Annotated in this window: 19 protein-coding genes; 6 read left to right on the top strand and 13 right to left on the bottom strand. The window is 70.7% G+C overall.

The annotated features are described in order from the left end of the window. Positions 1-46 precede the first annotated feature (46 nt). From KNO15_RS18325 to KNO15_RS18315, 3 genes are read left to right on the top strand one after another with little or no spacing between them, the layout of a single operon-like run. The gene (locus KNO15_RS18325; protein ID WP_241705232.1) at positions 47-1,360 is read left to right on the top strand and encodes a magnesium transporter MgtE N-terminal domain-containing protein; all 1,314 of its coding nucleotides are present in this window, start codon (positions 47-49) and stop codon (positions 1,358-1,360) included. After that, entirely contained in the window at positions 1,347-1,871 is a 525-nt protein-coding gene (locus KNO15_RS18320) for a DUF1003 domain-containing protein (RefSeq protein WP_241705231.1), read from the top strand. Before KNO15_RS18325 ends, KNO15_RS18320 begins: the two co-directional genes overlap by 14 nt. Next, positions 1,849-3,012, top strand: coding sequence for an Mrp/NBP35 family ATP-binding protein (locus KNO15_RS18315; RefSeq protein WP_374113182.1), 1,164 nt, complete (start codon positions 1,849-1,851; stop codon positions 3,010-3,012). Before KNO15_RS18320 ends, KNO15_RS18315 begins: the two co-directional genes overlap by 23 nt. A 118-nt stretch (positions 3,013-3,130) precedes the next feature. On the opposite strand, the gene KNO15_RS18310 is transcribed toward KNO15_RS18315, so the two are convergent. From KNO15_RS18310 to KNO15_RS18295, 4 genes are all read right to left on the bottom strand, one after another. Then, positions 3,131-4,699 (bottom strand): hypothetical protein, encoded by a 1,569-nt coding sequence (locus tag KNO15_RS18310; RefSeq protein WP_241705229.1) that lies wholly within the window; start codon positions 4,697-4,699, stop codon positions 3,131-3,133. A 62-nt stretch (positions 4,700-4,761) separates the two neighbouring features. Then, complete coding sequence (locus KNO15_RS18305) at positions 4,762-6,231, bottom strand: pyridoxal phosphate-dependent decarboxylase family protein (protein WP_241705228.1); 1,470 nt, start codon at positions 6,229-6,231, stop codon at positions 4,762-4,764. Continuing rightward, positions 6,218-7,597, bottom strand: a complete 1,380-nt coding sequence (locus tag KNO15_RS18300) for an MFS transporter (protein ID WP_241705227.1) — start codon at positions 7,595-7,597, stop codon at positions 6,218-6,220. The genes KNO15_RS18305 and KNO15_RS18300 overlap by 14 nt, the downstream gene beginning before the upstream one ends. 87 nt (positions 7,598-7,684) lie before the next feature. After that, the gene (locus KNO15_RS18295; RefSeq protein ID WP_208041799.1) at positions 7,685-8,044 is read right to left on the bottom strand and encodes a Sec-independent protein translocase TatB; all 360 of its coding nucleotides are present in this window, start codon (positions 8,042-8,044) and stop codon (positions 7,685-7,687) included. 81 nt (positions 8,045-8,125) lie between these two features. Here KNO15_RS18295 and KNO15_RS18290 point away from each other — a divergent pair, with 81 nt between their 5' ends. Then, positions 8,126-8,758 (top strand): O-methyltransferase, encoded by a 633-nt coding sequence (locus tag KNO15_RS18290; RefSeq protein ID WP_241705226.1) that lies wholly within the window; start codon positions 8,126-8,128, stop codon positions 8,756-8,758. An 81-nt stretch (positions 8,759-8,839) separates the two neighbouring features. Here KNO15_RS18290 and KNO15_RS18285 read toward each other — a convergent pair whose 3' ends face one another. The 4 genes from KNO15_RS18285 to dapE form a co-directional block, all read right to left on the bottom strand. After that, complete coding sequence (locus KNO15_RS18285) at positions 8,840-9,013, bottom strand: DUF3117 domain-containing protein (protein ID WP_021764147.1); 174 nt, start codon at positions 9,011-9,013, stop codon at positions 8,840-8,842. Positions 9,014-9,081: 68 nt separating this feature from the next. Then, entirely contained in the window at positions 9,082-12,681 is a 3,600-nt protein-coding gene (locus KNO15_RS18280) for a DUF11 domain-containing protein (protein ID WP_241705225.1), read from the bottom strand. A gap of 108 nt (positions 12,682-12,789) precedes the next feature. After that, positions 12,790-14,037 carry a hypothetical protein gene (locus tag KNO15_RS18275; protein WP_241705224.1) on the bottom strand — a complete coding sequence of 416 codons (1,248 nt, stop codon included), beginning with the start codon at positions 14,035-14,037 and terminating at the stop codon, positions 12,790-12,792. Beyond that, the gene (gene dapE, locus KNO15_RS18270) at positions 14,006-15,088 is read right to left on the bottom strand and encodes a succinyl-diaminopimelate desuccinylase (protein WP_241705223.1); all 1,083 of its coding nucleotides are present in this window, start codon (positions 15,086-15,088) and stop codon (positions 14,006-14,008) included. Before dapE ends, KNO15_RS18275 begins: the two co-directional genes overlap by 32 nt. A 17-nt stretch (positions 15,089-15,105) precedes the next feature. Between dapE and dapD the strand changes: the two genes are divergently transcribed. Continuing rightward, on the top strand, positions 15,106-16,110 hold the full coding sequence (gene dapD, locus KNO15_RS18265; RefSeq protein WP_241705222.1) for a 2,3,4,5-tetrahydropyridine-2,6-dicarboxylate N-succinyltransferase: 1,005 nt from the start codon (positions 15,106-15,108) through the stop codon (positions 16,108-16,110). 92 nt (positions 16,111-16,202) lie between these two features. Here dapD and KNO15_RS18260 read toward each other — a convergent pair whose 3' ends face one another. Genes KNO15_RS18260 through pdhA form a run of 3 tightly spaced genes read right to left on the bottom strand, consistent with a single transcriptional unit; the run spans position 16,203 to position 19,707 of the window. Beyond that, entirely contained in the window at positions 16,203-17,576 is a 1,374-nt protein-coding gene (locus KNO15_RS18260; protein WP_241705221.1) for a dihydrolipoamide acetyltransferase family protein, read from the bottom strand. Continuing rightward, positions 17,576-18,586: an alpha-ketoacid dehydrogenase subunit beta gene (locus tag KNO15_RS18255; RefSeq protein ID WP_241705220.1), complete on the bottom strand. Its 1,011-nt coding sequence runs from the start codon at positions 18,584-18,586 to the stop codon at positions 17,576-17,578. Before KNO15_RS18255 ends, KNO15_RS18260 begins: the two co-directional genes overlap by 1 nt. Further along, positions 18,583-19,707, bottom strand: coding sequence for a pyruvate dehydrogenase (acetyl-transferring) E1 component subunit alpha (gene pdhA, locus KNO15_RS18250; protein WP_241705324.1), 1,125 nt, complete (start codon positions 19,705-19,707; stop codon positions 18,583-18,585). The genes KNO15_RS18255 and pdhA overlap by 4 nt, the downstream gene beginning before the upstream one ends. 189 nt (positions 19,708-19,896) lie before the next feature. Here pdhA and KNO15_RS18245 point away from each other — a divergent pair, with 189 nt between their 5' ends. Then, the gene (locus tag KNO15_RS18245) at positions 19,897-20,358 is read left to right on the top strand and encodes an Lrp/AsnC family transcriptional regulator (protein ID WP_241705219.1); all 462 of its coding nucleotides are present in this window, start codon (positions 19,897-19,899) and stop codon (positions 20,356-20,358) included. A gap of 143 nt (positions 20,359-20,501) precedes the next feature. Here KNO15_RS18245 and KNO15_RS18240 read toward each other — a convergent pair whose 3' ends face one another. Then, positions 20,502-22,817 carry a polyribonucleotide nucleotidyltransferase gene (locus KNO15_RS18240; RefSeq protein WP_241705218.1) on the bottom strand — a complete coding sequence of 772 codons (2,316 nt, stop codon included), beginning with the start codon at positions 22,815-22,817 and terminating at the stop codon, positions 20,502-20,504. Between the two features lie 280 nt (positions 22,818-23,097). After that, positions 23,098-23,856, bottom strand: a complete 759-nt coding sequence (locus KNO15_RS18235; protein WP_241705323.1) for a fructosamine kinase family protein — start codon at positions 23,854-23,856, stop codon at positions 23,098-23,100. Positions 23,857-23,911 lie beyond the last annotated feature (55 nt).

Below are 23,911 nucleotides of genomic sequence, written 5' to 3'. Positions count from 1 at the left end.
CCCATCCTCACCGTCCGCCCGGCCGGAAGGGCTTAAGTTATTAGTCGTGAGCACCCGCATCTTCGTCGCCCGACTGGCCGGCACCAGTGTGTTCGATCCGGTCGGCGACCGAGTCGGACGCGTCCGCGACGTCCTGGTCGTGTATCGCAAAGACGATCCGCCCAGCGTCGTGGGGCTCATCGTGGAGATCCCGGGCAAGCGCCGCGTGTTCCTCTCGATCGGACGTGTGACCAGCATCTCCAGCGGGCAGATCATCACGAACGGACTGATCAACGTGCGCCGCTTCGAGCAGCGCGGCGGCGAGGTCCGGGTCATCGCCGAGCTGCTCGGCCGCAAGGTGGTCTTCACCGACGGCACGGGAGAGGCGACCATCGAGGATGTCGCCATCGAGGAGTCCGACACCGGCGAGTGGGCGGTCAGCCAGCTCTTCGTGCGACGACCCAAGACCGGCTCCTCGCCGTTCGGCAAAGGCCCGACGACCTTCGCGACCTGGAGCGAGGTGCGCGAGAAGCAGGCGCGCGGCGAGGCGCAGTCCGCTGAACAGCTGATCGCGACCTACTCGGAGCTGAAGGCCGCCGACCTGGCGAACACGCTCCTCGACCTCCCGCAAGAGCGCATGCTGGAGGTCGCGGAAGAGCTCCCCGACGACCGCCTCGCCGACGTCCTGCAGGAGATGCCGGAGAGCGAGCAGGTGCAGATCCTGTCCCGTCTCGACGACGACCACGCCGCCGACGTGCTCGACCAGATGGAGCCGGACGACGCGGCCGACCTCATCGCGCAGCTCTCCGACGAGCGCGGAGAGCACCTCCTGGAGCTCATGGAGCCGGAGGAGGCGGAGGACGTCCGCATGCTTCTCAGCTACGCGCCGGAGACCGCCGGCGGCCTGATGACCACCGAGCCGATCATCGTCTCGGCCGACGCCACCGTGGCAGAGGGCCTCGCCCTGATCCGCCGGCACGAGCTCGCGCCGGCGCTCGGCGCCGCCGTGTGCGTCACCCTGCCGCCGTTCGAGGCTCCCACCGGACGCTTCCTCGGTGTGGTGCACTTCCAGCGGATGCTGCGGTATCCGCCGCACGTGCGCCTCGGCACACTCCTCGATCCGAGTCTGGAGCCGGTGACCGCCGACACCTCGGCTGCCGAGGTCTCGCGCATCCTCGCCAGCTACAACCTCGTCTCCGTCCCGGTGGTCGACGAGAAGCATCGGCTCGTCGGGGTGGTGACCATCGACGACATCCTCGACTATCTGCTCCCCGACGACTGGCGAAGCCAAGACGAGGACGAGCCCGTGAAAGCGCCGTCCGACGAGACCGGCAGTATCCGCATCGTGAACGGAAGGAGGGGCGCAGGTGGCACGAGGTAGGCAGGACGCGAGCCTGGACGCCCCGAAGGGCCTCCGCACATCGGTGCTCCCCCGGCGCGACCGGGTGGAGCAGAGCGACCGGTTCGGCCGGTTCACGGAGTGGATAGCGCGGGGCATGGGCACCCCCTGGTTCGTCCTGGGGCTGACCATCTTCGTGGCGGCCTGGATGCTCTGGAACACGCTGGCCCCGAACTCGTGGCGATTCGACTCGGCCGCGCTCGGGTTCATCGCGCTCACGCTGGTGCTCTCGCTGCAGGCCTCGTACGCGGCCCCGCTCATCCTGCTCGCGCAGAACCGGCAGGACGATCGCGACCGCGTGCAGATCGAGCAGGACCGCCAGCGCGCAGAGCGCAACCTCGCCGACACCGAGTACCTGGCCAGGGAGGTCGTCGCGCTGCGCCTGGCGGTCAAGGACATGGCCACCAAGGACTTCATCCGGGCCGAGCTGCGCGCGCTGCTGGAGGATCTCGAGAAGGTCGAGCCCGACGATGGCGGCCGCGCGCGTGCCTGATCCCGACCTCGCCCGACTCGTGGAGCGCGCCCTGGGCGGCGTCCTCGACCCCGAGATCCGCAAGCCGATCACCGAGCTGGACATGATCGGCGGTGTGGAGGTCGACGCGGCCGGCGCCGCGACCGTACGCGTGAAGCTCACGATCGTCGGCTGCCCCGCCGCCGATGCCATCGAACGCGATGTGCGCGCCGCCACCGCCGCCGTGCCCGGCGTCACCGCGGTGACCGTCGACGTCTCGGTGATGTCGCCCGCCGAGCGTTCTGCGCTCACCGAGAAGCTGCGCGGGGGCCGCGCGGCCAGGGTGCAGCAGTTCGGGCCCGACTCCCTGACGCGCATCTACGCCGTCACCAGCGGCAAGGGCGGTGTGGGCAAGTCCACCGTCACGGCCAACCTGGCCGTCGCGCTCGCCGAGCGCGGCCTGCGCGTCGGGGTGGTGGACGCCGACGTGCACGGCTTCTCCGTTCCCGGCCTGCTCGGGCTGACCGACGCCGACGGCGTCGCGGTGCGTCCGACTCGCGTGGACGACATGATCCTGCCCCCTGTGGCCTACGGCGTGAAGGTGATCTCGATCGGGATGTTCGTCGACTCGGCCTCCGCCGCGGTCGCCTGGCGCGGGCCGATGCTGCACCGAACCATCCAGCAGTTCCTCGGCGACGTCTTCTTCGGCGACCTGGACGTGCTCCTGCTCGACCTGCCGCCAGGCACCGGCGACGTTGCGATCTCGGTCGGCCAGCTGCTGCCGCAGGCGGAGGTTCTCGTCATCACGACACCGCAGCCGGCGGCGGCGGACGTCGCGGAGCGCAGCGGGGTGGTCGCCCGGCAGACCGGTCAGCGCATCGCCGGCGTCATCGAGAACATGGCCGGCCTGGCGCAGCCCGACGGCAGCGTACTCGAGCTGTTCGGCAGCGGCGGAGGCGCCGAGGTCGCGCGCCGGCTGAGTGCCGGTCAGGACGAGCCGGTGCCGCTGCTGGTGAGCGTGCCGCTGAGCGTCCCGCTGCGTGCCGGCGGCGACGCAGGCGCCCCCATCGTCGTCACCGACCCGCAGGACCCGGCGGCCGCCGCGATCCGTGGCGTCGCGGAGCAGCTGGCGACGCGTGCGCGCGGGCTCGCCGGTCGGAAGCTCGGCTTGTCGTTGCGCTAGCCGTGGTCTACGCGTCCGGGCGCGCGCGGGGCGACGGCAGGACGCGGTCGAGCCCTCGCAGGCCGAGGTAGAGGACCACCACCCCGCCGACGAGGTAGGCGAAGAGGTAGTACATGAATTAGCGCGCGGGAGCCGTCGCGAACACGATGCCGGCGCGCGTGAGCAGGATGGCCAGCACTCCCGCGTAGACCCAGCGCCGCCGCACGATCGACCCGACGAAGAAGATGAGCATCAGGGCGAGAGCCGGGATGGCATTCCAGATCAGTGCTCCGAGCGGCAGATCGTCGTCGTGCGCGTCGAGCAGGAGGAAGGCGCGGATCGCCTGCTCCTGGAAGTCGCGGTCGAAGGGCACCATCGACGGGTTGCGCTGTTCGAACGCCGCCCGGGTCTCGTCGAGCGATCGACCGACGTTGATGACCTCGAGGCCTCGCGCATACCTCCGGGGGAAGTCTCCCAGCGAGTTGGTCACCAGGAACGTCCGTACCCGCGCCTCGAGGAAGGCTCCCGGGTTCTGGGCGACCAGCGACACGTACGCTCGCTGGAACTCCCCCATGTGCGCCTTGTAGTCCGGCCGCATCAGCCGGTCGGTCCAGTACGAGGGGATGTCGTACGCACTGGGCATCTCGCGCACCAGCTCCAGATCGATGACGCGATCGATGGCTGCCAGGTTCGCCTTGAGGTCCGCGCCGCCGAGCGGCTCCTGGAGCATCACGGACAGCGGGTTCAGAACGGCGGTCACGGTGTACTTCGCGTTCGAGAGGACACCGGCGATTCCCACGTTGACCACCACGACGGCCGCCACCAGACCGACCGCGACGACGGCGCGACCCCGTCGTGCGTCCGCGTCGGGACGCCGGAAGATCCGCAGCGTCACAGCCAGCATCGGGATCAGCAGCAGGTACAGGATGCACTCGGAACGCCAGAACGCCAGCATCGCGATCGCGGTCGACAGGAAGACGAACTCGCGATACCGGTTCACCACCAGTTCGGGCCGCACCCGGACGATCAGGATGCGGAACACCACCGCGAGCTCGATGTAGGCGTGGATCGTCGAGCGCAGCGGGTACTGGTCGAAGAGCAGCACGGGCAGCGTCAGGAACGGGAGCAGCAGCGCGTATCCGAGCCACGGGCGCCGCAGGGTGTCGACGGTGCGGGAGACGACGTAGCCGGCGACGATCGACCCGAACATCACCTGCACGATCACCGGCCCGATCACCGACGGGACGAGGACCATGCTCACCGGGAAATAGACCGCCGTGAAGACGTTCTGCCAGGTGGAGATCCAGTTCTGCTGGGCCTTCGCCATGACGAAGTAGGAGTCGTTCGTCCAGAAGCCGGGCCAGACGAGGAGCAGCACGACGATGTTGACGGCGAAGACGGCGACCGCCACCCACAGCCAGCGGCGGTAGACCGGGTCTCCGGCCCGCAGTCGCTCCGCGAATCGGAGGGCGTAGAAGGCCGCCGCGTAGAGGACGAGCCCCGCGAGGATCCGCACGGCCAGCCACATCGCGATCTTGCCCGCCCCGATCGGAGGGGCGTCGAATCCGAATCCGCCGGTGTCCAGCTCGCCGACCGACCTCGCATCGAACGGGTTGTCGAACGCGCTGAACTGCGAGACCGTCACGAGGATGACGAGAAGGACGGCGGAGATCACGAGCGCGGTCCGTCGGGGTCGAGTAAGCTTCACGCGCGCTAAAGTAACATATCGCCTTTCAATTCCTGACGGTCAGTCGGAGCATCACCCTCGACTCAGGCGGGCTCGACGATCCGGGCGAGGAGCTCGACGAGGAGGCGCTCGGTGAGCGGGCGCGGCAGCGCTTCGATCAGGGCCAGCAGGGGCGCCTGGTCGCTCGGGAGGCCGGGGGTGTCACCGGCGATCCCCACCGCCCGCAGGATCCCCGCCGCGGTGTCGGAATCGAGCGGCCCCGCGCCGAGCGGCGGCAGGGCGGCCAAAGCCGTCTCCGCGTCGACCTGCGGCTCGCCGCGCACCTCGTCCGCCGAGGCCCGCAACGCGACCTCCAGCTCGTCCAGCCGATCGCGAGTCACCGGCGTGATCGTCAGGTGGGTCGTGTGCGGCAGGCGCGTGCCGTCGGGCTGGGTCAGCCCCGGCTGCAGCTGAAGGTACCAGCCGCGTCGCCGCGCCCGGTCTGCCCAGTGGTGCGGGTCGACACGCCCCTCCTCGGGTACGGCGTCGTCCGTCTCCACCGCCAGCAGCGGCCCGGTGGGCGATCCGACGACCCGGAGCCCGTCGATGTCCGCGACGACGTCCGCCAGCGTCCGCGTCGCACGCAGGCACGACTCGGCGAGCTCTGCGAATCCCCGGGCGCCGAGCGCCTGGATGATCGCCCACGAGGCCGCGAGCGCGCCCGCGGACTTGGAGCCGAGCAGCGTCGGGTTCACGACCGGATAGCCGGGCCAGCCGGTCGTGGCGAAGTACTGCAGCCGCTGCCGGTCGCGACCGCGCTGCAGGAGCACGCTCGCGCCCTTCGGCGCGTAGCCGAACTTGTGGAGGTCGGCGGAGACGCTGGTGACCCCGGCGACCCGGAAGTCCCACGGCGCGACCGCCGAGCCGTCGGCCTCCCGCCAGAACGGCAGTATCCAGCCGCCGATGCACGCGTCGACGTGCAGGTCGACGCCGGCGGCCTCGCACGCCGCGGCGACCTCCTCCACCGGGTCGAGGGAGCCGTACGGGTACGACGGGGCGGACACGACGGCCAGAGCGACGTCCGGCCCGAGCCGCTCGATCAGCCTGGCCGCCTCCAGGCGACCGGTATGCGCGTCGACGGGGACGAGATCGAGGTCGAGGTCGAAGTACTCCGCCGCCTTGTGAAAGGCCGCGTGCACGGTCACCGGTGCGACGATGCGCGGCCGGCCCACGCCTGCGGCCGCGCGCCAGGCCTCGCGCGCGGTCTTCACCGCGAGCAGGCACGACTCGGTGCCGCCGGAGGTCACCGACCCGACCACTTCGTCGCCGCCGTGCAGGAGCTCGCGGGCGAATCCGAGCACTTCGCGCTCCATGACGGCGACGGAGGTGAACGTGGTCGGGTCGAGCCCGTTGACGGGCTGGACGAGGCGAACAGCCGCCGCAGCCAGTTCGTCGAGGTCGGCGATCCCCGAGTCGTACACGTAGCTGAGGACGTGGCCGCCGTGGGTCGGCGCATCGGCCGCGCGCAACGCGGACAACCGGGCGAGGATCGCGTTGCGGTCAAACGACGTCATCGACGTCTCCCTTCCGTAGCCGGTAGCGGACGAGCGGCACGAGACTGGCCGCGACGATCGCTGCGGGGATGATGCTGAAGGCGAGCACGATGCCCGCGACCGCGCTCGTCGGCTGAGTGATCCCCGCCGTCGCCGCGGACGGGTCGGCCGCGCCGGAGACGTAGCCGGCGATCCCGATGACCGTGGTGAACGCCGCGGCACCCAGCGCCATGCCTGTCGTCTCCCCCGCCGTCCACATGCCGCCGAACGTTCCGGCCTTGCCGGGCCCGTTGCGGCGCGCGTCGTGCGAGATGACGTCGGGCAGCATCGACATCGGGAGGGACTGCATGCCGGCGTAGGCCGCACCCGCGAGCGCCACGGACGCATAGACCCACGCGCCGGGGAGCCAGAGCAGCAGCAGCATGGAGAGTGCTCCGATGCCGAACAGCACGCTCGCGATCCGGAAGCCGCGCTCCTTGCCGATCCGGCGGGCGACGATTCCCCAGACCGGCGTCACGACGAGGGCAGGGCCGATCAGGGCGAGGAAGAGCAGTGTCACGGCGTCTTCGGAGTGCAGCACCCAGGTCGCGATGTAGTTCGCCCCGGTCAGCATCATCCCGGTCGCGAGCCCCTGCAGGAGGAAGGTGAGCAGGAGCGCGCGGAATGGCTGGCTGTCCCGGAGGGCGCCGATGCCGGCCGAGTAGTTGGTGCGGAGGGTGGCCAGCACGCTCTCGCGCGGAGGGAGCACGGCCGCGGGCTGCTGGCGCGGCGCGACGTACGCGGAGACGAACATGCCCGCCCCGATCACGAGCCCCGCAACGAGGGCCATGACGAAGTACGCGACGAACCCGGAGCCGCCTCCGAGCTGGCGGAGCGCCGGCCCGCCCGCGCCGAACAGCAGGATAGCGAAGGTGAGCACGACCACCCGCCACGTCAGCAGCCGCGTGCGCTCGTCATAGCCGACGGCGAGCTCGGCCGGGAGGGCGATGTAGGGCACCTGGAACAGGCTGAACGCCGTCGCGGTGATCAGGAACGCCAGGAAGACCCAGAGCGCGGACGCCCACGTCGGGGTTCCCGGGGGCACGGCGAACGTCAGCAGGAAGAACACCGGAAGCGCCACGGCACCGACCAGCATCATCGCCCGTCGCGAGCCGCGCACGGCCAGCATCCGGTCGCTGCGCGCCCCGATCACCGGATCGATGATGACATCCCAGACCTTGGCGACCGTCACGACCGCGCCGGCGACGAAGGCGGCGACCCCGAGCGACTCGGTCAGATAGTAGACGAGGACCAGTCCGGGAAGCGTCGCGAAGCCTCCGGTACCGAGCGAGCCGACGGCGTACCGGGCGACGGTCGACCGGCTCAGCGACTGCTGCGTTGCGATCATTCCCGCATCGTATTGGATGCACAGACGTATCGGGGCGTCAGGTCATCCGCGACGCGCGGGCGACCGCCGGGGAGCGGGTGCGGACGGTCAGGTCGCTTCGGCGTCGAAGGGCGGGACAGACCCCGAGGGGAGGGCGCCCTTGCGCTGCGCGTAGGCCGACTGGGTCACCGGCTTGATCGCCGACGGAGCGGGGGTGTCGTCCATCAGGGCCTCGCGCACGATGCGGCGCGGGTCGTACTGACGGGGGTCGAGCTTCTTCCAGTCGACGTCGTCGAACTCCGGGCCCATCTCTTCTTTCATGCGCGCCTTGGCGCCGTTGGCGAAGTCGCGCATCGAGCGGATGAACTGGCTGAACTTGGCCGCGTACTGCGGAAGGCGCTCCGGACCGATGAGGAACGCGGCGATCACCGCGATGATGAGGAGTTTCTCCGGAGTAAGGCCGAACACACATACAGAGTATCGCGCGCGGCTGCGCGAATGCTGGATTCCGTGGGCCTATTCTGGATCGGAGCCACCGACGGGAGAACAGTGTCAGACAAGGACTCGAACTGGAGATTCGCCGACGACGTGATCGTCGAGAGCGAAGTCATCACCCGGGCACGCCAGCAGTCGCTCGAGCTGGGCGTCGAGCCCATCGCCCCGAGTACGGGCGCGCAGGCGGCCGTCGTGGTCGCGGCGACGGCCGCAGAGAACATCGTCGAGATCGGCACAGGAGTCGGCGTGTCGGGACTGTGGCTGCTCACCGGGGGCACGCAGGCGCAGCTCACCAGCATCGATGTCGAGGTCGACCACCAGCAGCACGCGCGCACCTTCTTCACCGAGGCCGGGATCGCGGCCAACCGCGTGCGGCTGATCACCGGGCGCGCCCTGGACGTGCTCCCCCGGATGAACGAGAACTCGTACGACATCGTCTTCGTCGACGCCGACCCGCAGTCAGTCATCGAGTACGTCGAGCACGGCCTCCGGCTCGTCCGGCCGGGCGGCACCGTGCTGGTCGCCCGCGCCCTCTGGCGCGGCAGGGTCGCCGACCCGGCCGCGCGCGACCCGCTCTCGACCGGCTACCGAACGCTGATCAGCGAGACCGCCGGCTCCGGCGCCGTCATCAGCGCGCTCTCCCCGGCCGGCGACGGGCTGTTGCAGCTGACGAAGCTGACGCCGTAGGCGCGCGCCCGCGGACGAGCGAGTCCCGCAAACGCAGAAGAGGCCCCGATCACTCGGAGCCTCTTCTCATCGGGTCGATCGTCAGGAGGCGCTCACGACGCTCGCGAGAGCGTCGTGGAGCTCCTTGGCCTCCGCGTCATTGACGGAGACGACAAGACGTCCCCCACCTTCGAGCGGCACCCGCACGATGATGAGCCGTCCCTCCTTCACAGCCTCCATCGGCCCGTCCCCGGTCCTCGGCTTCATGGCCGCCATGCAGCTCCCCTTTCGTGGATGTCTCCCCTATTATCCGACATCCGGGGCAGGCGGGGGAAATCGCCCGTCTACCCCTGGGGGTGCGTGGGCCGCCCGTCGTCACCGTTCCCGCCGCGCCAGCGCCGGCGGACCGATACCGTGATCGCTCCCGCGACGATCAGCGCGGCGGCCAGTGCCATCGCGCCGATCGACACCACGGAGCCGGTGCCGGCCAGGGGTGTGCCCGCCGTTCCGGTCTCGGGAGGCGGCGTCGGGGTGGGCGGCGGCGGAGTCGGGACGACGGTGTCGACCAGCACGGTCACCGGCGGTGTCGTCACGGCGCCTCCGCCGGGACCCGTGGCCGTGCCGGTCGCGGTGTTCTGGATCGGCTCCCCGGTCAGGTCGGCCGCCACGACGACGTAGGCGGCGGTGCAGACGACGGTCGCGCCCGGCAGCATCGAGGCCGCGGCCGGCGGGCACACCGGCGTCGGCGCCGTTCCGGCGCCGGTGAAGATGGTCTCCGCCACCGTCGAGGCGGTCAGCGTCACATTGCCGGTGTTGGTGAGCGTATAGCGATACAGGATGGTCTGCCCCGCCGTCGACACCGAGGTCGGGTCGGCGGACTTGAGCAGCGTCAGCGCCGGTGCCGGGATCGCCGGGATCGTCGTCGACGAGTCGTTGGAGGGGACGCTGCTCTCATCGGGCGCCGTCCCGGTCGCGATCGCCGTGTTGGTCACGTGTCCGACGTCGATGTCGGTCTGGGTGAGGGTGTATGTCGCCGTGCAGGTGGCCTGCTCGCCCGGAGCGAGCACACCGGGCGGGCAGGTCGCGACGGGCGCAGGCCCGCTGCCGGAGAACACGACCTCCTGGATGGCGAGGGCGCCGACATTCACGTTGCCGGTGTTGGTCACCACGAACGAGTAGGTGATGAGCTGGCCCGCGACGAACTGGGCGGGGCCGCTCGGGCTCGCCGACTTGACCAGCGACAGGGCGGGCGCGGTGCCGAGCGACGTCGTCGTGCTCGCCGGCGGCGAGGTCACGCTCGACTCGTCCGGCGCCGTCCCTGTCGCGGTGGCGTTGTTGACCACCCTCCCCGCGTCGATGTCGGCCTGCGTCACCGCGTAGGTCGCCGTCGCGGTGGCGGACTGGCCCGGCGCGAGGACGCCGTCCGCTCCCGGCCAGGTGAAGGCCGGCGCGGGCAGCCCGGCCAGCTGGTCGGTGATGGTGACGGCGGTGAGGATGGTGTTCCCGGTGTTCGTCACCGTGAACGTGTAGACGATCGGGTCGCCGACGACGGCGGGGTGGTGGATGCCGGAGGCGTTGGCCGACTTGGTCAGGGCGATGGCCGGAGCGCGCAGGATCGGGGTGTCGGTGTCCGCCGTGTTCGACGGCGTGTCCGCACCCTGCGGCGTCGTCCCGTTCGCGATGGCCTGGTTCGCCACGTGGCCGGCGTCGATGTCGGCCTGCGTGATCGGGTAGGTCACCGTCGCCGTCGCCTGCCCGTTCGGTGCGAGAACGCCCGCCGTGCCCGGCCAGGTGTACGCGATCGCGGGGAGACCGGGCAGGAGGTCCGTGATCGCGACGCTGTCCAGCGTGACGTTGCCGGTGTTGGTGATCGTGAAGGAGAACGTGATCGGGTCGCCGACCGCCGCCGGCGTGGAGAAGGCCGCGGTGGCGCTCTTCGTCAGCGCCAGCGCGGGCGCGGGCGCGAGAGGCGTGACGGTGGACTGCGGGCCGGATTCGACCGGCGGCCCGGTCGGCGGGGTACCGCCCGCGGTCGCGGTGTTGCGCACGCTTCCGGCGTCGATGTCCGACTGCAGCACGGAGTAGGTCGCCGTCGCGGTGGCGGACTCCCCCGGCGCCAGGGTGCCGGCGACGCCCGGCCAGGTGTACGTGATCGTCCCGAGTCCCGCCAGCTGGTCGGCGACGCTGACGCCGGTCAGGGTCACGTTGCCGGTGTTCTTGATCGTGAAGCTGTACACGATCGGGTCTCCGGGCCGGGCGGGACTCCCCACGCCCGACGCGTTCGCCGTCTTGACGAGGTCGATCGCCGGCGCTGCCGCGCCCGAGATCACGGCGTCGGAGGTGTCCGTCACCGCCGGGCCCGTCGGCGGCGTCCCCGTGACCTGCGCCGTATTGGTGACGGAGCCCGCGTCGACGTCGGGCTGCGTGATCGTATAGGTGCCCGTACAGGTCATCGACGCACCCGCGGCCAGTGTCGTGGCCGGGCAGGAGGCGACAGGAGGCGGACCCGTACCCGAGAACACCGTCTCGGAGACGGCGATCGCGGTGAGCGGCACGTTGCCGGTGTTGGTGACGAGGAACGAGTAGGTCACCGGTGCGCCGACGATGAACTGCGACGGATCGGTGAGGCTCGTCGACTTGACGAGCGAGATGGCCGGCGCATCCGGCGTGGTGAACACCACCGTGCTGCTGCCCGGCGTCAGCAGGCCGTCGAGGATGCCGATGTTCGGTGGTCCGTTCGTGAACGTTCCGGCCTCCGCCGAGGTGACCGGGACGGTGAAGGTGCAGGCGGCCATGCCCTCGTCGAGATTGCCGGTGCCCGTGATCTGAGTGCCGGTGATGGTCGCGACACCTGCCGGGCAGTCGGTCGTGGCCGCCCCGGAGAAGACGAGTCCGGCCGGCAGCGTGTCGGAGAACGTCCACCCGTCCTTGGCAGCGAGCTCGTCGGTGTTGGTGATCGTGAAGGTCAGTGTGGAGTTCTGTCCCGCCGGGAGCGTCGACGGCGAGAACTCCTTGTCCAGCTGGGGCGTGGCGTCGACGATCGTGGGGTCGTCGAAGCCGGAGTCGTTGCCGCGAAACGCTCCGGTGGCGTTGTAGAGCTGAACGCCGAGACTGGTGACGCCGGCAGGCATCCGGAAGCCCGCCGAGTTCAACCTGGCGACGTGGTAGGTGTGCCCGCCGGTCGTGATGACCCGCGCCGCCGCGTCCGTGCACGGGTTCAGCCCGCTCGCGAGGGTCGCTATCGTCCCTGCGCCGGTGCCGGGCGCCGGGCCGGACCCCGTCTGGTTCTCGATGAGGTTGAACGTGAGCGACGGATCCACCCGGCCGAGGCCCGGACCTTCGGACACGCAGTTCGCGGCGCCGTAGATCGCGCTGATCTGGTAGAAGTGGCCGGGCACGATCGTGCCGGTGATCGGCTGCGCGGTCTGGAACTGGACGCCGGGCCCCGGATTGGTCCCGCCGTTGGAGTAGGCCGACAGGATCTGGTTCGTCTGCGCCGTGGCGAGCGCCTCTCCGCGGTAGAGCCCGATCGCGGTGGCCATGCCCTGCAGGAACGACCACGCGGTCGCATCGCACCCGGAGTCGACGCCCGTCACCACCGCATTGCGCGGAGTGCTCGAGCGGAGGATCCAGCCGTTGCACTGGTTGCCCGTCGGCGCCCAGGCGGGGCTCGTCACATAGGTCGAGTTGCCGGCCGCCGGGCCACCGGTGTATTGACCGATCCGGATGCCGTTGGTCGCCGTCTGGTTCTGGAAGTTCTCGAAGAAGACCGGGGTGGGAAGCGCTCGCGGCACGCCCGGGATCGCGTCGGCGGCCGAACCGGCGGCCGCCACTCCGAGCACCGCCAACGCGATGGCCGTCGTCGCCGCGACGATCCGGCGCACGACGGATCGCGCGTCGTTCCCGCGACGTGTGGAGTCGAGCGCGTCCCCTTCTCGACCCATGGCGACCTCAGTGGCGAACGCCTCTCGTGGAGTGGCTCACGCCAGGGACCCTAGACCCATCGGTTCACCGCGACAAGGGCCGAACTCGCGACATCCCGCGCGGGGCGATCACGGCGGCGACCAGTCCGCACCGTCGACCCCCCAGCAGATCGCGATCCAGCCGACCTGCAGCACGAGGCAGAGCACGACGATCGCCACCCGGTACACCCGGCTCTTCGGCATCGCGACGACGCCCAGGAGCGGGAACAGCGGCATCAGGATCCGGAAGGTGCTCGACTGCGGGAAGAACACCGCGAGCAGGTAGAGGGAGTAGGCGGCGATCCAGAACCGCAGGTCGACGCCGAGACGGCGCACAGCGGGTGAGAACAGCAGCACGGCGAACACCGCGACGATGAGCACCATGGCGACGATGCCCACCCAGCCGGGTATGCCCAGCATCACGCTCGCCCACCAGTCGGCCCCCTGGAACCACGGTGTGAACGGCACCAGGTGGGTGTGGCCGATGTAGGGTGCGCGCCACGCCAGCTCGGTGTCGGTGTAGGCGGTCAGCGAGCCGGTCGCCACCGCCGCGATCGCGGGCCACGCGAGCCCGGTGACCGCGCTGAACACCGCGAGGCCCGCACTCAGCGCTTGCTCCCGGATCGGGAAGGGCTCGCGTCTCCTGCGCACCCAGCGATAGACCACGTGCAGGCCGACGGCCAAGGCGAAGGCGAGCCCGCTCGGGCGCGTGAACGCCATCACCAGGACGACGGGGAACAGCCATCCGTACCTGCGCTCCACGAGCAGGAGCAGTGCCGTGGCCAGCAGCAGGAGGTAGAGCGACTCGGCGTAGGCGACCTGGAACAGCGGAGAGACCGGAGCGACGCAGAACAGCACGACGGCGAACAGGCTGGTCGAGGTGCCGAGCCCCACCCGCAGCATCAGACGGTAGAAGACCAGAGCGGCCCCCGCCGCGCACACGAGCGAGACGAGCACGGCGGCCGGCGACCACGGCAGCCGGGTGACGAACATGACCGCGTCGACCAGCCAGGGGTACCCCGGCAGGAACGCCCAGGCGTTCTCGGTGACATGCAGGCCGTCCGCCGAGGGCAGCGAAGACGGATACCCCCAACCGGCGACGATGTTGTACCAGAGACCGTCCCAGATGGTCGCGTACGAGAAGTAGTCGGGGTGCGCGCCCGTCCAGGGGTTCTTGCCCTGGTTCGCCGCGAAGATCAGCAGGACGACAGTCGTGACGACCCTGCTGGCGAGGAAGATCGCGAGGACCCGCACCCACCACCGCGACCACCAGGCAGCGGAGGGCGGGCCGACGGCCTCCTGCGCCTCAGTGGGTGCCGGGACCGCTGAGCCAGGCACGGAGACCCGCCTCCACCGAGACGATCTGCTCCACGTCGACCCGCTCGTCGTCGGCGTGCGCCTTGAGCGGGTCGCCGGGACCGTAGTTGACCGCGGGGATGCCCAGGGCGCTGAAACGCGCGACGTCGGTCCAGCCGTACTTGGGCTTCGCGACGCCGCCGACCGCGGCGACGAACTCCTGCGCGAGCGGGGCGTCGAGCCCGGGCCGCGCGCCGTCCGCGCGGTCGACGACGGTGATCTCGTAGCCCGCGAACAGCTCGTGCAGGTAGGCGATGGCCTCCTGGGAGCTGCGGGAGGGCGCGAACCGGTAGTTGATGTGCACCATCGCCTCGTCCGGGATGATGTTGCCGGCGACTCCGCCCGAGATGCCGACGGCGTTGAGACCCTCGCGGTACACCAGTCCGTCGACCTCCACCTCGCGCGCGGTGTAGCCGGCGAGCAGGTCGAGGATCGGCGCGATCTTGTGGATCGCGTTGTCGCCGACCCAGCCGCGGGCGGAGTGTGCGCGCAGGCCGTAGGCGCGGACCTCCACGCGCAGGTTGCCGTTGCAGCCGCCCTCGACGACGCCGTTGCTCGGCTCGCCGAGGATGGCGAAGTCGCCGACGAAGAGGTCGGGGCGGTTGCGGGCGAGCCGGCCGAGGCCGTTCAGCTCGGCGTTGACCTCCTCGTGGTCATACCACATCCATGTGACGTCGATCGCAGGTGCGGTCAGCTCTGCAGCGAGCTTGAGCTGCACGGCGACGCCGGCCTTCATGTCGACCGTTCCCCGGCCCCAGAGGTAGCGGACGCCGCCCTCCTCCTCGAAGCGGGTCGGGAGGTTGCCGTTGAGCGGGACCGTGTCGAGGTGGCCCGCGATCAGCGCGCGGCGCTCTCGCCCGAGATTCGTTCGCGCCACTACGGTGTCGCCGTCGCGGATGACCTCGAGGTGCGGCAGCGGCGACAGGGCCTCGACGATCGCGTCGGCGAGCGTCTGCTCGTTGCCCGAGACCGACTCGATGTCGCAGATCTGTCGCGTGAGGTCGATGGACGTGGCGGTGAGGTCGAGAGGCACTCTACTAATCTAGGGGCATGCCTTCCCACTTTGCTGACGAGTCCGTCGCGTCCGCCGATGCGGCCAGCGCCGACGCCCGCACCGCCTGGGGCTACGGCCTGGCGACGATCGCCGGGGACGGCACGGTGCTCGACACCTGGTTCCCCGAGCCGAGGCTCGGCGGCCTCCCGGCCGGCCGGGAGCGCTGGATCGCTCCCGCGGAGCTGGAGGAGCTCGCCGGTGACGACGCCCGCCGCAACGTGCGCATCGACATCGTCACCGTGGAGGTCGACCTCGACGCGGCTCCGGCCTCCACGCCGGACGCGTACCTGCGACTGCACCTGCTGTCGCACCTCCTGGTGCGCCCCAACACGGTGAACCTCGACGGCGTCTTCGCCCACCTGCCGATCGTGGCCTGGACCAACGCCGGCCCCGTGCTCCCCGCCGACCTCGACCGCCTCCGGCCGCGACTGCAGCGGGCCGGCATCCACGTCACGGGGATCGACAAGTTCCCGCGCCTGCTCGATTACGTGACACCCGACCGCGTGCGCATCGCCGACGCATCGCGCGTGCGGCTCGGCGCCCACCTCGCCCCCGGTACCACCGTGATGCACGAGGGCTTCGTCAACTTCAACGCGGGCACGCTCGGCTCCTCGATGGTCGAGGGTCGCATCTCGCAGGGCGTCGTGGTCGGCGACGGCTCCGACATCGGCGGCGGCGCCTCCATCATGGGCACGCTCTCGGGAGGCGGTACGCAGCGCGTCGCGATCGGCGAGCGCGCCCTGCTCGGCGCGAACTCCGGCATCGGCATCTCGATCGGCGACGACACGGTCGTCGAAGCCGGGCTCTACGTGACGGCCGGCACCAAGGTCGTCGTGGTCGACGAGCCCGCGACCGCCGACGGTCGTGCCCAGACGGTGAAGGCCGTCGAGCTGTCCGGCGTACCGGGCCTGCTGTTCCGCCGCAACTCGCTCACAGGCGCCGTGGAGGTGCTCCGCCGCTCCGGCACCGGGGTCGAGCTGAACGCGGCCCTGCACGCCTGAGCCTGCGCGGACTCATCGCCGAAGGGCACGCAAACGCCCCTAAGACGCGGTCTTAGGGGCGTGTGCGTGCCCTTCGGCTGTCGCTGGAAGGCTCAGACGAGGGTGAGCACCGACGCGGGGTCGGCGAGGATGCTGCCGACGTCGGCGAGGAACCGTGAGCCCTGCTCGCCGTCGACGATGCGGTGGTCGAAGGTGAGCGCGAGCGTCAGCACGTCGCGCAGCGCGATCCCGCCCTGGTGCTCCCACGGCCGGCGGCGCACGGCGCCCACGGCGAGGATGGCGGCCTCCCCCGGCGTCAGGATCGGCGTTCCAGCGTCGACGCCGAACACGCCCACGTTCGTGATGGTGATCGTGCCGCCGGTGAGCGCGCTGGGCGGGGTCTTGCCCGCGCGCGCGGTGACGGCCAGTTCGCGGATCGCGCCGGACAGCCCGGCGAGCGACAGACCGTCCGCGTCGCGGACGACCGGCACCAGCAGGCCGCGCGGAGTCGCCGCGGCGATCCCGAGGTGGATGGCTCTGGTCTGCACGATCTCCTGAGCCGCGTCGTCCCAGCGCGAGTTGACCTCGGGGGTGCGGCGGGCGGCCAGGCACAGCGCCTTGCCGACCACCGCCAGCAGTCCCGGTCGTGCCTCGGCGACGTCGGGGCGGGCGCGCAGGCGCTCGATGAGCTCGGTCGTCGGGGTCACGTCGACCGTCAGGAACACAGTGGCCTGCGGAGCCCCGAACGCGCTGCGGACCATCGCCTCCGCCGTCGCCTTGCGGACTCCGCGGATCGGGATGCGGAGCTCGTCCGCGTCGCCGCGGACGACCGGGGCGGCCGGGGCCGCGGCCGTGACCGTCTGCACGCTGTAGGCGTCGAGGTCCGCGCGCGTCACGAGACCGCGCTCGCCCGTTCCGGTGACAGCGGCGAGGTCGATGCCGCGCTCCCGCGCCAGCTTGCGGACGGGCGGGGTCGCGCGCGGTCGTTCGTGCACCTCCGTCGCGGCGGCCGGAACCACGGCCGGAGCAGCTGCGACGGCAGCCGGAGCGACCGCGGCCGGAACGGCGGCCGGCTCCCTCGCCGCCAGTGCGGCGAGCCCCGGGCGCGCCCGGCGGGCCGGCCTCCCGGCGGCATCGGGACGGGCGCCGTAGCCGACGAGCATCGGTTCGCGCACCTCCTCGGCTCCTGCGTCGCCGGCGCCGGAATCCGTTGCGGGCTCCGGCTCCGGGTCCGCGCCCGACGGCCCTGCGACCTCGAAGGCCACCAACGGCTCCCCCACCGAGACCGTGACACCGGGCTCCACATACAGTCGCGACACCGTGCCCTCGTAGGGCGCCGGCAGTTCGACGAGCGCCTTGGCGGTCTCCACCTCGGCGATGATCTGGTTGAGCCGCACGGTGTCGCCCACCGCGACGTGCCAGCTCACCAGCTCTGACTCGGTGAGCCCCTCTCCCAGGTCCGGGAGCGCGAAGTCCTTGACCGCCATCAGTCCTCCACTCCGCTCAGGGAGTTCGGCCGGTCCATCGCGCGGTCGATGCCGTCGAGGATGCGGTCGAGGTCGGGCAGGTGCGCGGACTCCAGTCGGGCGGGCGGGTACGGGATGTCGTGGCCGGTGACCCGCACGGGCGCGTGCTCCAGGTGGTAGAAGCAGCGCTCGGTGATCGACGCCGAGATCTCGGCGCCGAGCCCTCCCGAGAGCGCGGCCTCGTGCGTGACGACGAGCCGCCCGGTCTTGCGCACCGAGGCGGCGACGGTGTCGAGGTCGAGCGGCGAGAGCGACCTCAGGTCGATGACCTCGACCGACACGCCTTCGTCTGCCGCGGCGAGAGCCGCATCCGTGGCCAACTGCACCAGACCGCCGTACGTCACCAGGGTGACATCGCCGCCTGAGGCCACCACGCGAGCCGTACCCATCGGCCGGGCGTCCTGCAGCGCGGCCTCCTCGTCGACGTCGCCCTTCGCGTGGTAACGGCGCTTCGGCTCGAAGAACAGCACGGGGTCGTCGGAGGCGATCGCCTGCTGGATGAGCGTGTACGCGTCCTGCGGGGTGGCGGGGCTGACGACACGCAGGCCGGCCGCGTGCGCGAAGTACGCCTCCGGCGAGTCCGAGTGGTGCTCTGCGGCGCCGATGCCGCCCGCGAACGGCACCCGGATGGTGATCGGCATGCGGACGGCGCCCGCCGTTCGGTAGTGCATGCGGGCCACCTGGCTGACGATCTGGTCGAAGGCCGGGTAGATGAAGCCGTCGAACTGGATCTCCACCACCGGCCGCAGTCCGCGGTACGCCATCCCGACGGCCGTGCCGAGGATGCCCGACTCGGCGAGCGGAGAGTCCATGACCCTGCGCGGACCGAACTCGGTCTGGAGGCCGTCCGTCACACGGAACACACCCCCGAGCGTGCCGATGTCCTCCCCCATCAGGACGACGCGGTCGTCGTCGGCGAGCGAACGCCGGAGGCCGGCGTTGATGGCCTTGGCCATGCTGAGAGCGGTCATCGGTCACCGCCCACGAACGTGCGCAGGTAGCGCGAGTAGTGGTCCCGCTCCCGGGCCAGGCCGGTATGCGGCTCGGCGTAGACATTGTCGAACACGGTCAACGGGTCGGGGTCCTGCAACGCGACGACACCCCGTCGCATCTCGACGGCGACCGCGTCGGCGTGCTCCTGGATCGCGGCGAGACGGTCCTCGGTGAGCATCCCGGCGGCGGCGAGGTGCGCCTCCACCCGGGCGATGGGGTCCTTGCCGCGCCACTGGTCGAGCTCGGCCGGGTCACGGTAGCGGGTCGGGTCGTCGGCCGTCGTGTGCGGGCCCATTCGGTAGGTGACGGCCTCGATGAAGGTCGGGCCGCCTCCGGTCCTGGCACGGTCGAGCGCGGAACGCGTCACAGCCATGACCGCGAGCACGTCGTTGCCGTCGACGCGGACGCTCGGTACTCCGAAGCCCGGTGCTCGCTCGGCGATCGGGCGCTGGGCCTGGAGGGCGACGGGCTCGGAGATCGCGTACTGGTTGTTCTGGCAGAAGAAGATGACGGGCGCGGCGTAGGTGGCGGCGAAGATGAGGGCTTCGTTCACATCGCCCTCGGAGGTGGCGCCGTCGCCGAAGTACGCGATCGAGGCCGCATCCGTCCCGTCGGCCTGGATGCCGATGGCGTAGCCAGTGGCGTGCAGGGTCTGCGCCCCGATGATGACCTGCGGCGTCGCCATGTTGATGTCGTACGGATTCCAGCCGCTCTGGGTCGTGCCGCGCCACACGCGCAGCAGGTCGACGAGGCCGGCTCCGCGGCAGTACGCGACGCCGTGCTCGCGGTAGCTGGAGAAGACGAAGTCATCGTGGCGGAGGGCCCGGCCGGAGCCGATCTGGGAGGCCTCCTGGCCGAGGAGCGGCGGCCACAGGCCGAGCTCGCCCTGACGCTGCAGCGCGGTCGCCTCCGCGTCGATGCGCCGGATGACGACCATGTCCTCGTAGAGGTCGAGGAGCTGCTCAGGGCCGATGTCGGCGACCCAGGCGTCGAAGCGGACGTCGCTGGTGCGCACGCCCTCGGGAGTCAACAGCTGGACGGTGTCCGCTCCAGCGGGAAGGTGGACGTCGTGCAGTCTGGTGTCGGGCTGATTGTCGATCGTCACGGTTCACGCAACCTTCACTCTCACGTCCGATCCGCACGCTTGTGGCACACGTGATCGGCTTCCGGCCTCCTTGCCGGAATTACCCGAAAGGCTACGCTCCCGGTTCAGCGCGCACAACCAACGGCGTGTCGACCGTGCACCCTGCACTGTTGGAGGGTTCGCGCCAGTGCTAGCTTTCACACTATGCGCACGTTCGACAACACCGACCGCCGGATCCTCGTCGCCCTCACCGACGACCCGCGATCGACCAACGTCTCACTCGCCGACCGACTGGGTCTGAGCCGCAACACGGTGCAGGCGCGGGTGGCCGAACTGGAGCGCAGCGGGGCCTTCCTGTCGTTCGAGCGCCGCATCTCGGCGACAGCCGCGGGCTACCCGCTCGCGGCGTTCGTGACGGTGCACGTGCAGCAGCAGAAGCTCGCCGAGATCGTCGACCACCTGGCCTCGATCCCGGAGATCGTGCAGGCGCACGGGCTGTCCGGTCCGTCCGACCTGCTGCTGCGGGTCGTCTGCACCGACGCGGAAGACCTGTTCCGGATCACCGGCGCCATCCAGTCGACCGACGGCGTCGTGCGCGCCGAGACCTCCCTCGACATGGGCGAGCTCATCCCCTACCGCCTCCGCCCGCTCCTCGCCCGCGACTGACCGCAGCCATCGCTTCCTCACTTTCTCCCGCTGCGACCCGGCGTGTCGCGAAAGAAAGTGAGGAAGCGATGGCTGCGCGGGCGCGGGAGACGGCGAAGGCCGCGCCGACGGAGTCGGCGCGGCCTTCGCTTACGGGTGCGAGATCAGCTCTCGACGGGAGCCGGAGCGCCCTCGGCGGGCTCGACCGGCCCCTCGGAGGCCGCGTCGCGGCCGTGGGTGTCCGCCTCGTCGGCGAGCACCGGGGCGAGCGACAGCTTTCCGCGGTCGTCGATCTTGGTGATCTCGACCAGGATCTTCTGGCCGACACCGAGCACGTCCTCGACGTTCTCGACACGCTTGCCGCCGGCGAGCTTGCGCACCTCGGAGATGTGCAGCAGGCCGTCCTTGCCGGGAAGCAGCGAGACGAACGCACCGAACGCGGCGATCTTGACGACGGTTCCGAGGAACTGCTCGCCGACCTCCGGGTTCGTCGGGTTCGCGATCGCGTTGACCTGGGCGCGGGCCGCCTCGGCCGAGGGGCCGTCGGTGGCGCCGATGTAGACGGTGCCGTCCTCCTCGATGGAGATCTCGGCGCCGGTCTCGTCCTGGATCGCGTTGATCGTCTTGCCCTTCGGGCCGATCAGCTCACCGATCTTGTCGACGGGGATCTGGACCGAGATCACGCGCGGCGCGGTCGGGGCCATCTCGTCCGGGGTGTCGATCGCGGCGTTCAGCACGCTGAGGATGGTCGTACGAGCATCCTTGGCCTGCTTGAGCGCGCCCGCCAGCACCGACGACGGGATGCCGTCGAGCTTGGTGTCGAGCTGGATCGCGGTGACGAACTCGCTGGTGCCGGCGACCTTGAAGTCCATGTCGCCGAGCGCGTCCTCCGCGCCCAGGATGTCGGTCAGCGCCGCGTAGCGGGTCTCACCGTCGACGACGTCGGAGATCAGGCCCATGGCGATGCCGGCGACCGGGGCGCGCAGCGGCACACCGGCGTTCAGCAGCGACAGCGTGGACGCGCAGACGGAGCCCATCGAGGTCGAGCCGTTGGAGCTGAGAGCCTCGGACACCTGGCGGATCGCATACGGGAACTCGTCGCGCGACGGCAGCACCGGCACGAGCGCGCGCTCGGCCAGGAAGCCGTGCCCGATCTCGCGACGCTTCGGCGAACCGACCCGGCCGGTCTCACCGGTCGAGTAGGGCGGGAAGTTGTAGTGGTGCAGGTAGCGCTTCTTGGTGACCGGCGACAGCGAGTCGATCTGCTGCTCCATCTTGAGCATGTTCAGCGTGGTGACGCCCAGGATCTGGGTCTCGCCGCGCTGGAAGATCGCCGAACCGTGGACGCGCGGGATGACCTGTACCTCGGCGTCGAGCGGACGGATGTCGGTCAGGCCACGGCCGTCGATGCGGATGCCCTCGCGCAGCACGCGGCCGCGCATGACCACCTTGGACACCGACTTGTACGCCGCGGAGAACTGCGAGAGCACCTCCGCGTCGAGCGCACCGGCCTCCACCTTCTCGGTGAGGGCGACCTTGACACGCTCCTTGAGGGCGTCGTCGGCGTTCTGACGCTCGACCTTGTCGGCGATCTGGTAGACGTTCACGAGCTCGTCGTAGGCCAGGCCGGCGACGTTGTCGTAGGTCTCCTGCGAGTAGGGCAGGAAGACCGGGTAGTCGGCGATCGCCTTCGCGGACTGCGAGGCGAGCACGGTCTGCGCACCCACCAGCTGGCGGATGAACGGCTTGGCGGCCTCCAGACCCTGGGCGACGACCTCCTCGTTCGGCTTGACGGCGCCGCCCTGGATGAGGTTCCAGCTGCCCTCGGTGGCCTCCGCCTCGACCATCATGATCGCGACGTCGCCCTCGGAGCCGTCGTCGTTCGTGAGGACGCGACCGGCGACGACGAGGTCGAACACGGCCTCCTCGAGCTGCGAGGCCTTCGGGAACGCGATCCACTGGTCTTCGTGCTGGCCGTTGCCCGGGATGAGCGCGAGGCGCACACCGGCGATCGGGCCGGAGAAGGGCAGACCGGAGATCTGCGTGGAGGCGCTGGCCGCGTTGATCGCCAGCGCGTCGTAGAACTCGTCCGGAGCGATGCTGAGGACGGTGATGACGATCTGGACCTCGTTGCGGAGGCCGTCGACGAACGACGGGCGCAGCGGGCGATCGATCAGGCGGCAGACGAGGATCGCCTCGGTCGAGGGGCGACCCTCACGACGGAAGAACGAACCGGGGATCTTGCCGGCGGCGTACGAGCGCTCCTCGACGTCGACGGTCAGCGGGAAGAAGTCGAAGTTGTCCTTCGGGTGCTTGCTGGCGCTCGTCGCGCTCAGCAGCATGGTCTCCTCGTCGAGGTAGGCGGCGACGGCGCCCTGTGCCTGCTGGGCGAGGCGTCCGGTCTCGAACCGGACGGTGCGGGTGCCGAAGCGTCCATTGTCGAGGACCGCTTCGGCGAACTTGATTTCGGGACCTTCCAAGAGGTCTTTCTCCTTTGTTTAACGTCGCAGCCCCATCTGGGCGCGACTCCACAATGGAGCGAGCAGGCAGTTCGACACGGCTGTCCGTGTACGCGGCATCCCATGCGGGTGCGTGGGCTGAGCCCGTCTGGCCATCAGTAGAAATACACGGTTACGCCTGCGACGCATCCGGATACCACCACCGAGGACCAGCTCCTGCCAGCCTGCTCCACCAGTCGGCGTTCGGCCGACCATCGGAATCCTATCAGTCATGGCGCCGAAGACGCCGGGAATCGCCGGATCAGAGCGCGAGTGTGGCCCGCGCCGCCTCCGCGAGCGCCACCCCGTACGACGGGCCGTGGCCCGCGGCGTGCACCGCGAGCGGGTGCAGCTGGTGCAGCGGGATGCGCTGACGCCAGCCTGCCCGCAGCGGGCGCGCGTCGTCGTAGCCGCCGAGGATGCCGTCGAGGAACGGCGCCCCGAATAGGCCGAGCATGGCGAGGTCGGTCTCGCGGTGGCCGCCGTGGGCGGCCGGATCGATGAGCACGACGCCGTCGGGCGACCAGAGCACGTTGCCTGCCCAGAGGTCGCCGTGAAGGCGGGCGGGAGGCTCGCCGTCGTCGAAGTCGCCGGCCTCCACCCGCTCGAGTGCGTCCTCCACGACCGCGCGCTGCCGCTCGGTGAGGTTGCCTGCCTCCACCGCGGGACCGAGGTACGGGCGCACCCGGTCGCGCGCGTAGAACCGGCCCCAACTCGACTCGTGCGCCACCGGCAGACGGCGGCGACCGATGAACAGCGGGCCGTCCCAGCCGTCGGGAGGCGCGCCGAACGCGCGCGCGCCCGCGGCGTGGGTCGCGGCGAGCGCGGCGCCGAAGGCCCACGCCGCGTCCGCTGTGGGCCGGGCGTCCTCGACGCGCTCCAGCACGATGCGGCCGGAGCCGGCCTCGGCCACGCGCACCACGCGGGCACCGCCGGCGTGCTCGGCCTCGCCCAGCCACCGCAGCCCGGCGGCCTCCGCCTCGAAGAAGAGCTCTGGCGCGTCTGCGCGGTGTTTGACGATCGTGCGCACGGGATCCACCGTACTCAGGGACGCAGCGCACCGCGTACGATGCTGC

Origin of the sequence: Leifsonia shinshuensis (assembly GCF_022606355.1) — a bacterium.
GTDB classification, from domain to species: Bacteria; Actinomycetota; Actinomycetes; order Actinomycetales; family Microbacteriaceae; genus Leifsonia; species Leifsonia shinshuensis_B.
Note: the sequence above shows the minus strand (reverse complement) of the source record. Positions and strands in the feature narration are given on the sequence as shown.

What these genes read in the sequence shown, in the direction of transcription:
- KNO15_RS18315 (WP_374113182.1), top strand. Translation starts at nt 1,849, where the DNA reads ATGGCGGCCGCGCGCGTGCCTGATCCCGACCTCGCCCGACTCGTGGAG.
- KNO15_RS18305 (WP_241705228.1), bottom strand. Translation starts at nt 6,231, where the DNA reads ATGACGTCGTTTGACCGCAACGCGATCCTCGCCCGGTTGTCCGCGTTG.
- KNO15_RS18300 (WP_241705227.1), bottom strand. Translation starts at nt 7,597, where the DNA reads ATGATCGCAACGCAGCAGTCGCTGAGCCGGTCGACCGTCGCCCGGTAC.
- KNO15_RS18285 (WP_021764147.1), bottom strand. Translation starts at nt 9,013, where the DNA reads ATGGCGGCCATGAAGCCGAGGACCGGGGACGGGCCGATGGAGGCTGTG.
- KNO15_RS18280 (WP_241705225.1), bottom strand. Translation starts at nt 12,681, where the DNA reads ATGGGTCGAGAAGGGGACGCGCTCGACTCCACACGTCGCGGGAACGAC.
- dapD (WP_241705222.1), top strand. Translation starts at nt 15,106, where the DNA reads ATGCCTTCCCACTTTGCTGACGAGTCCGTCGCGTCCGCCGATGCGGCC.
- KNO15_RS18260 (WP_241705221.1), bottom strand. Translation starts at nt 17,576, where the DNA reads ATGGCGGTCAAGGACTTCGCGCTCCCGGACCTGGGAGAGGGGCTCACC.
- KNO15_RS18255 (WP_241705220.1), bottom strand. Translation starts at nt 18,586, where the DNA reads ATGACCGCTCTCAGCATGGCCAAGGCCATCAACGCCGGCCTCCGGCGT.
- KNO15_RS18245 (WP_241705219.1), top strand. Translation starts at nt 19,897, where the DNA reads ATGCGCACGTTCGACAACACCGACCGCCGGATCCTCGTCGCCCTCACC.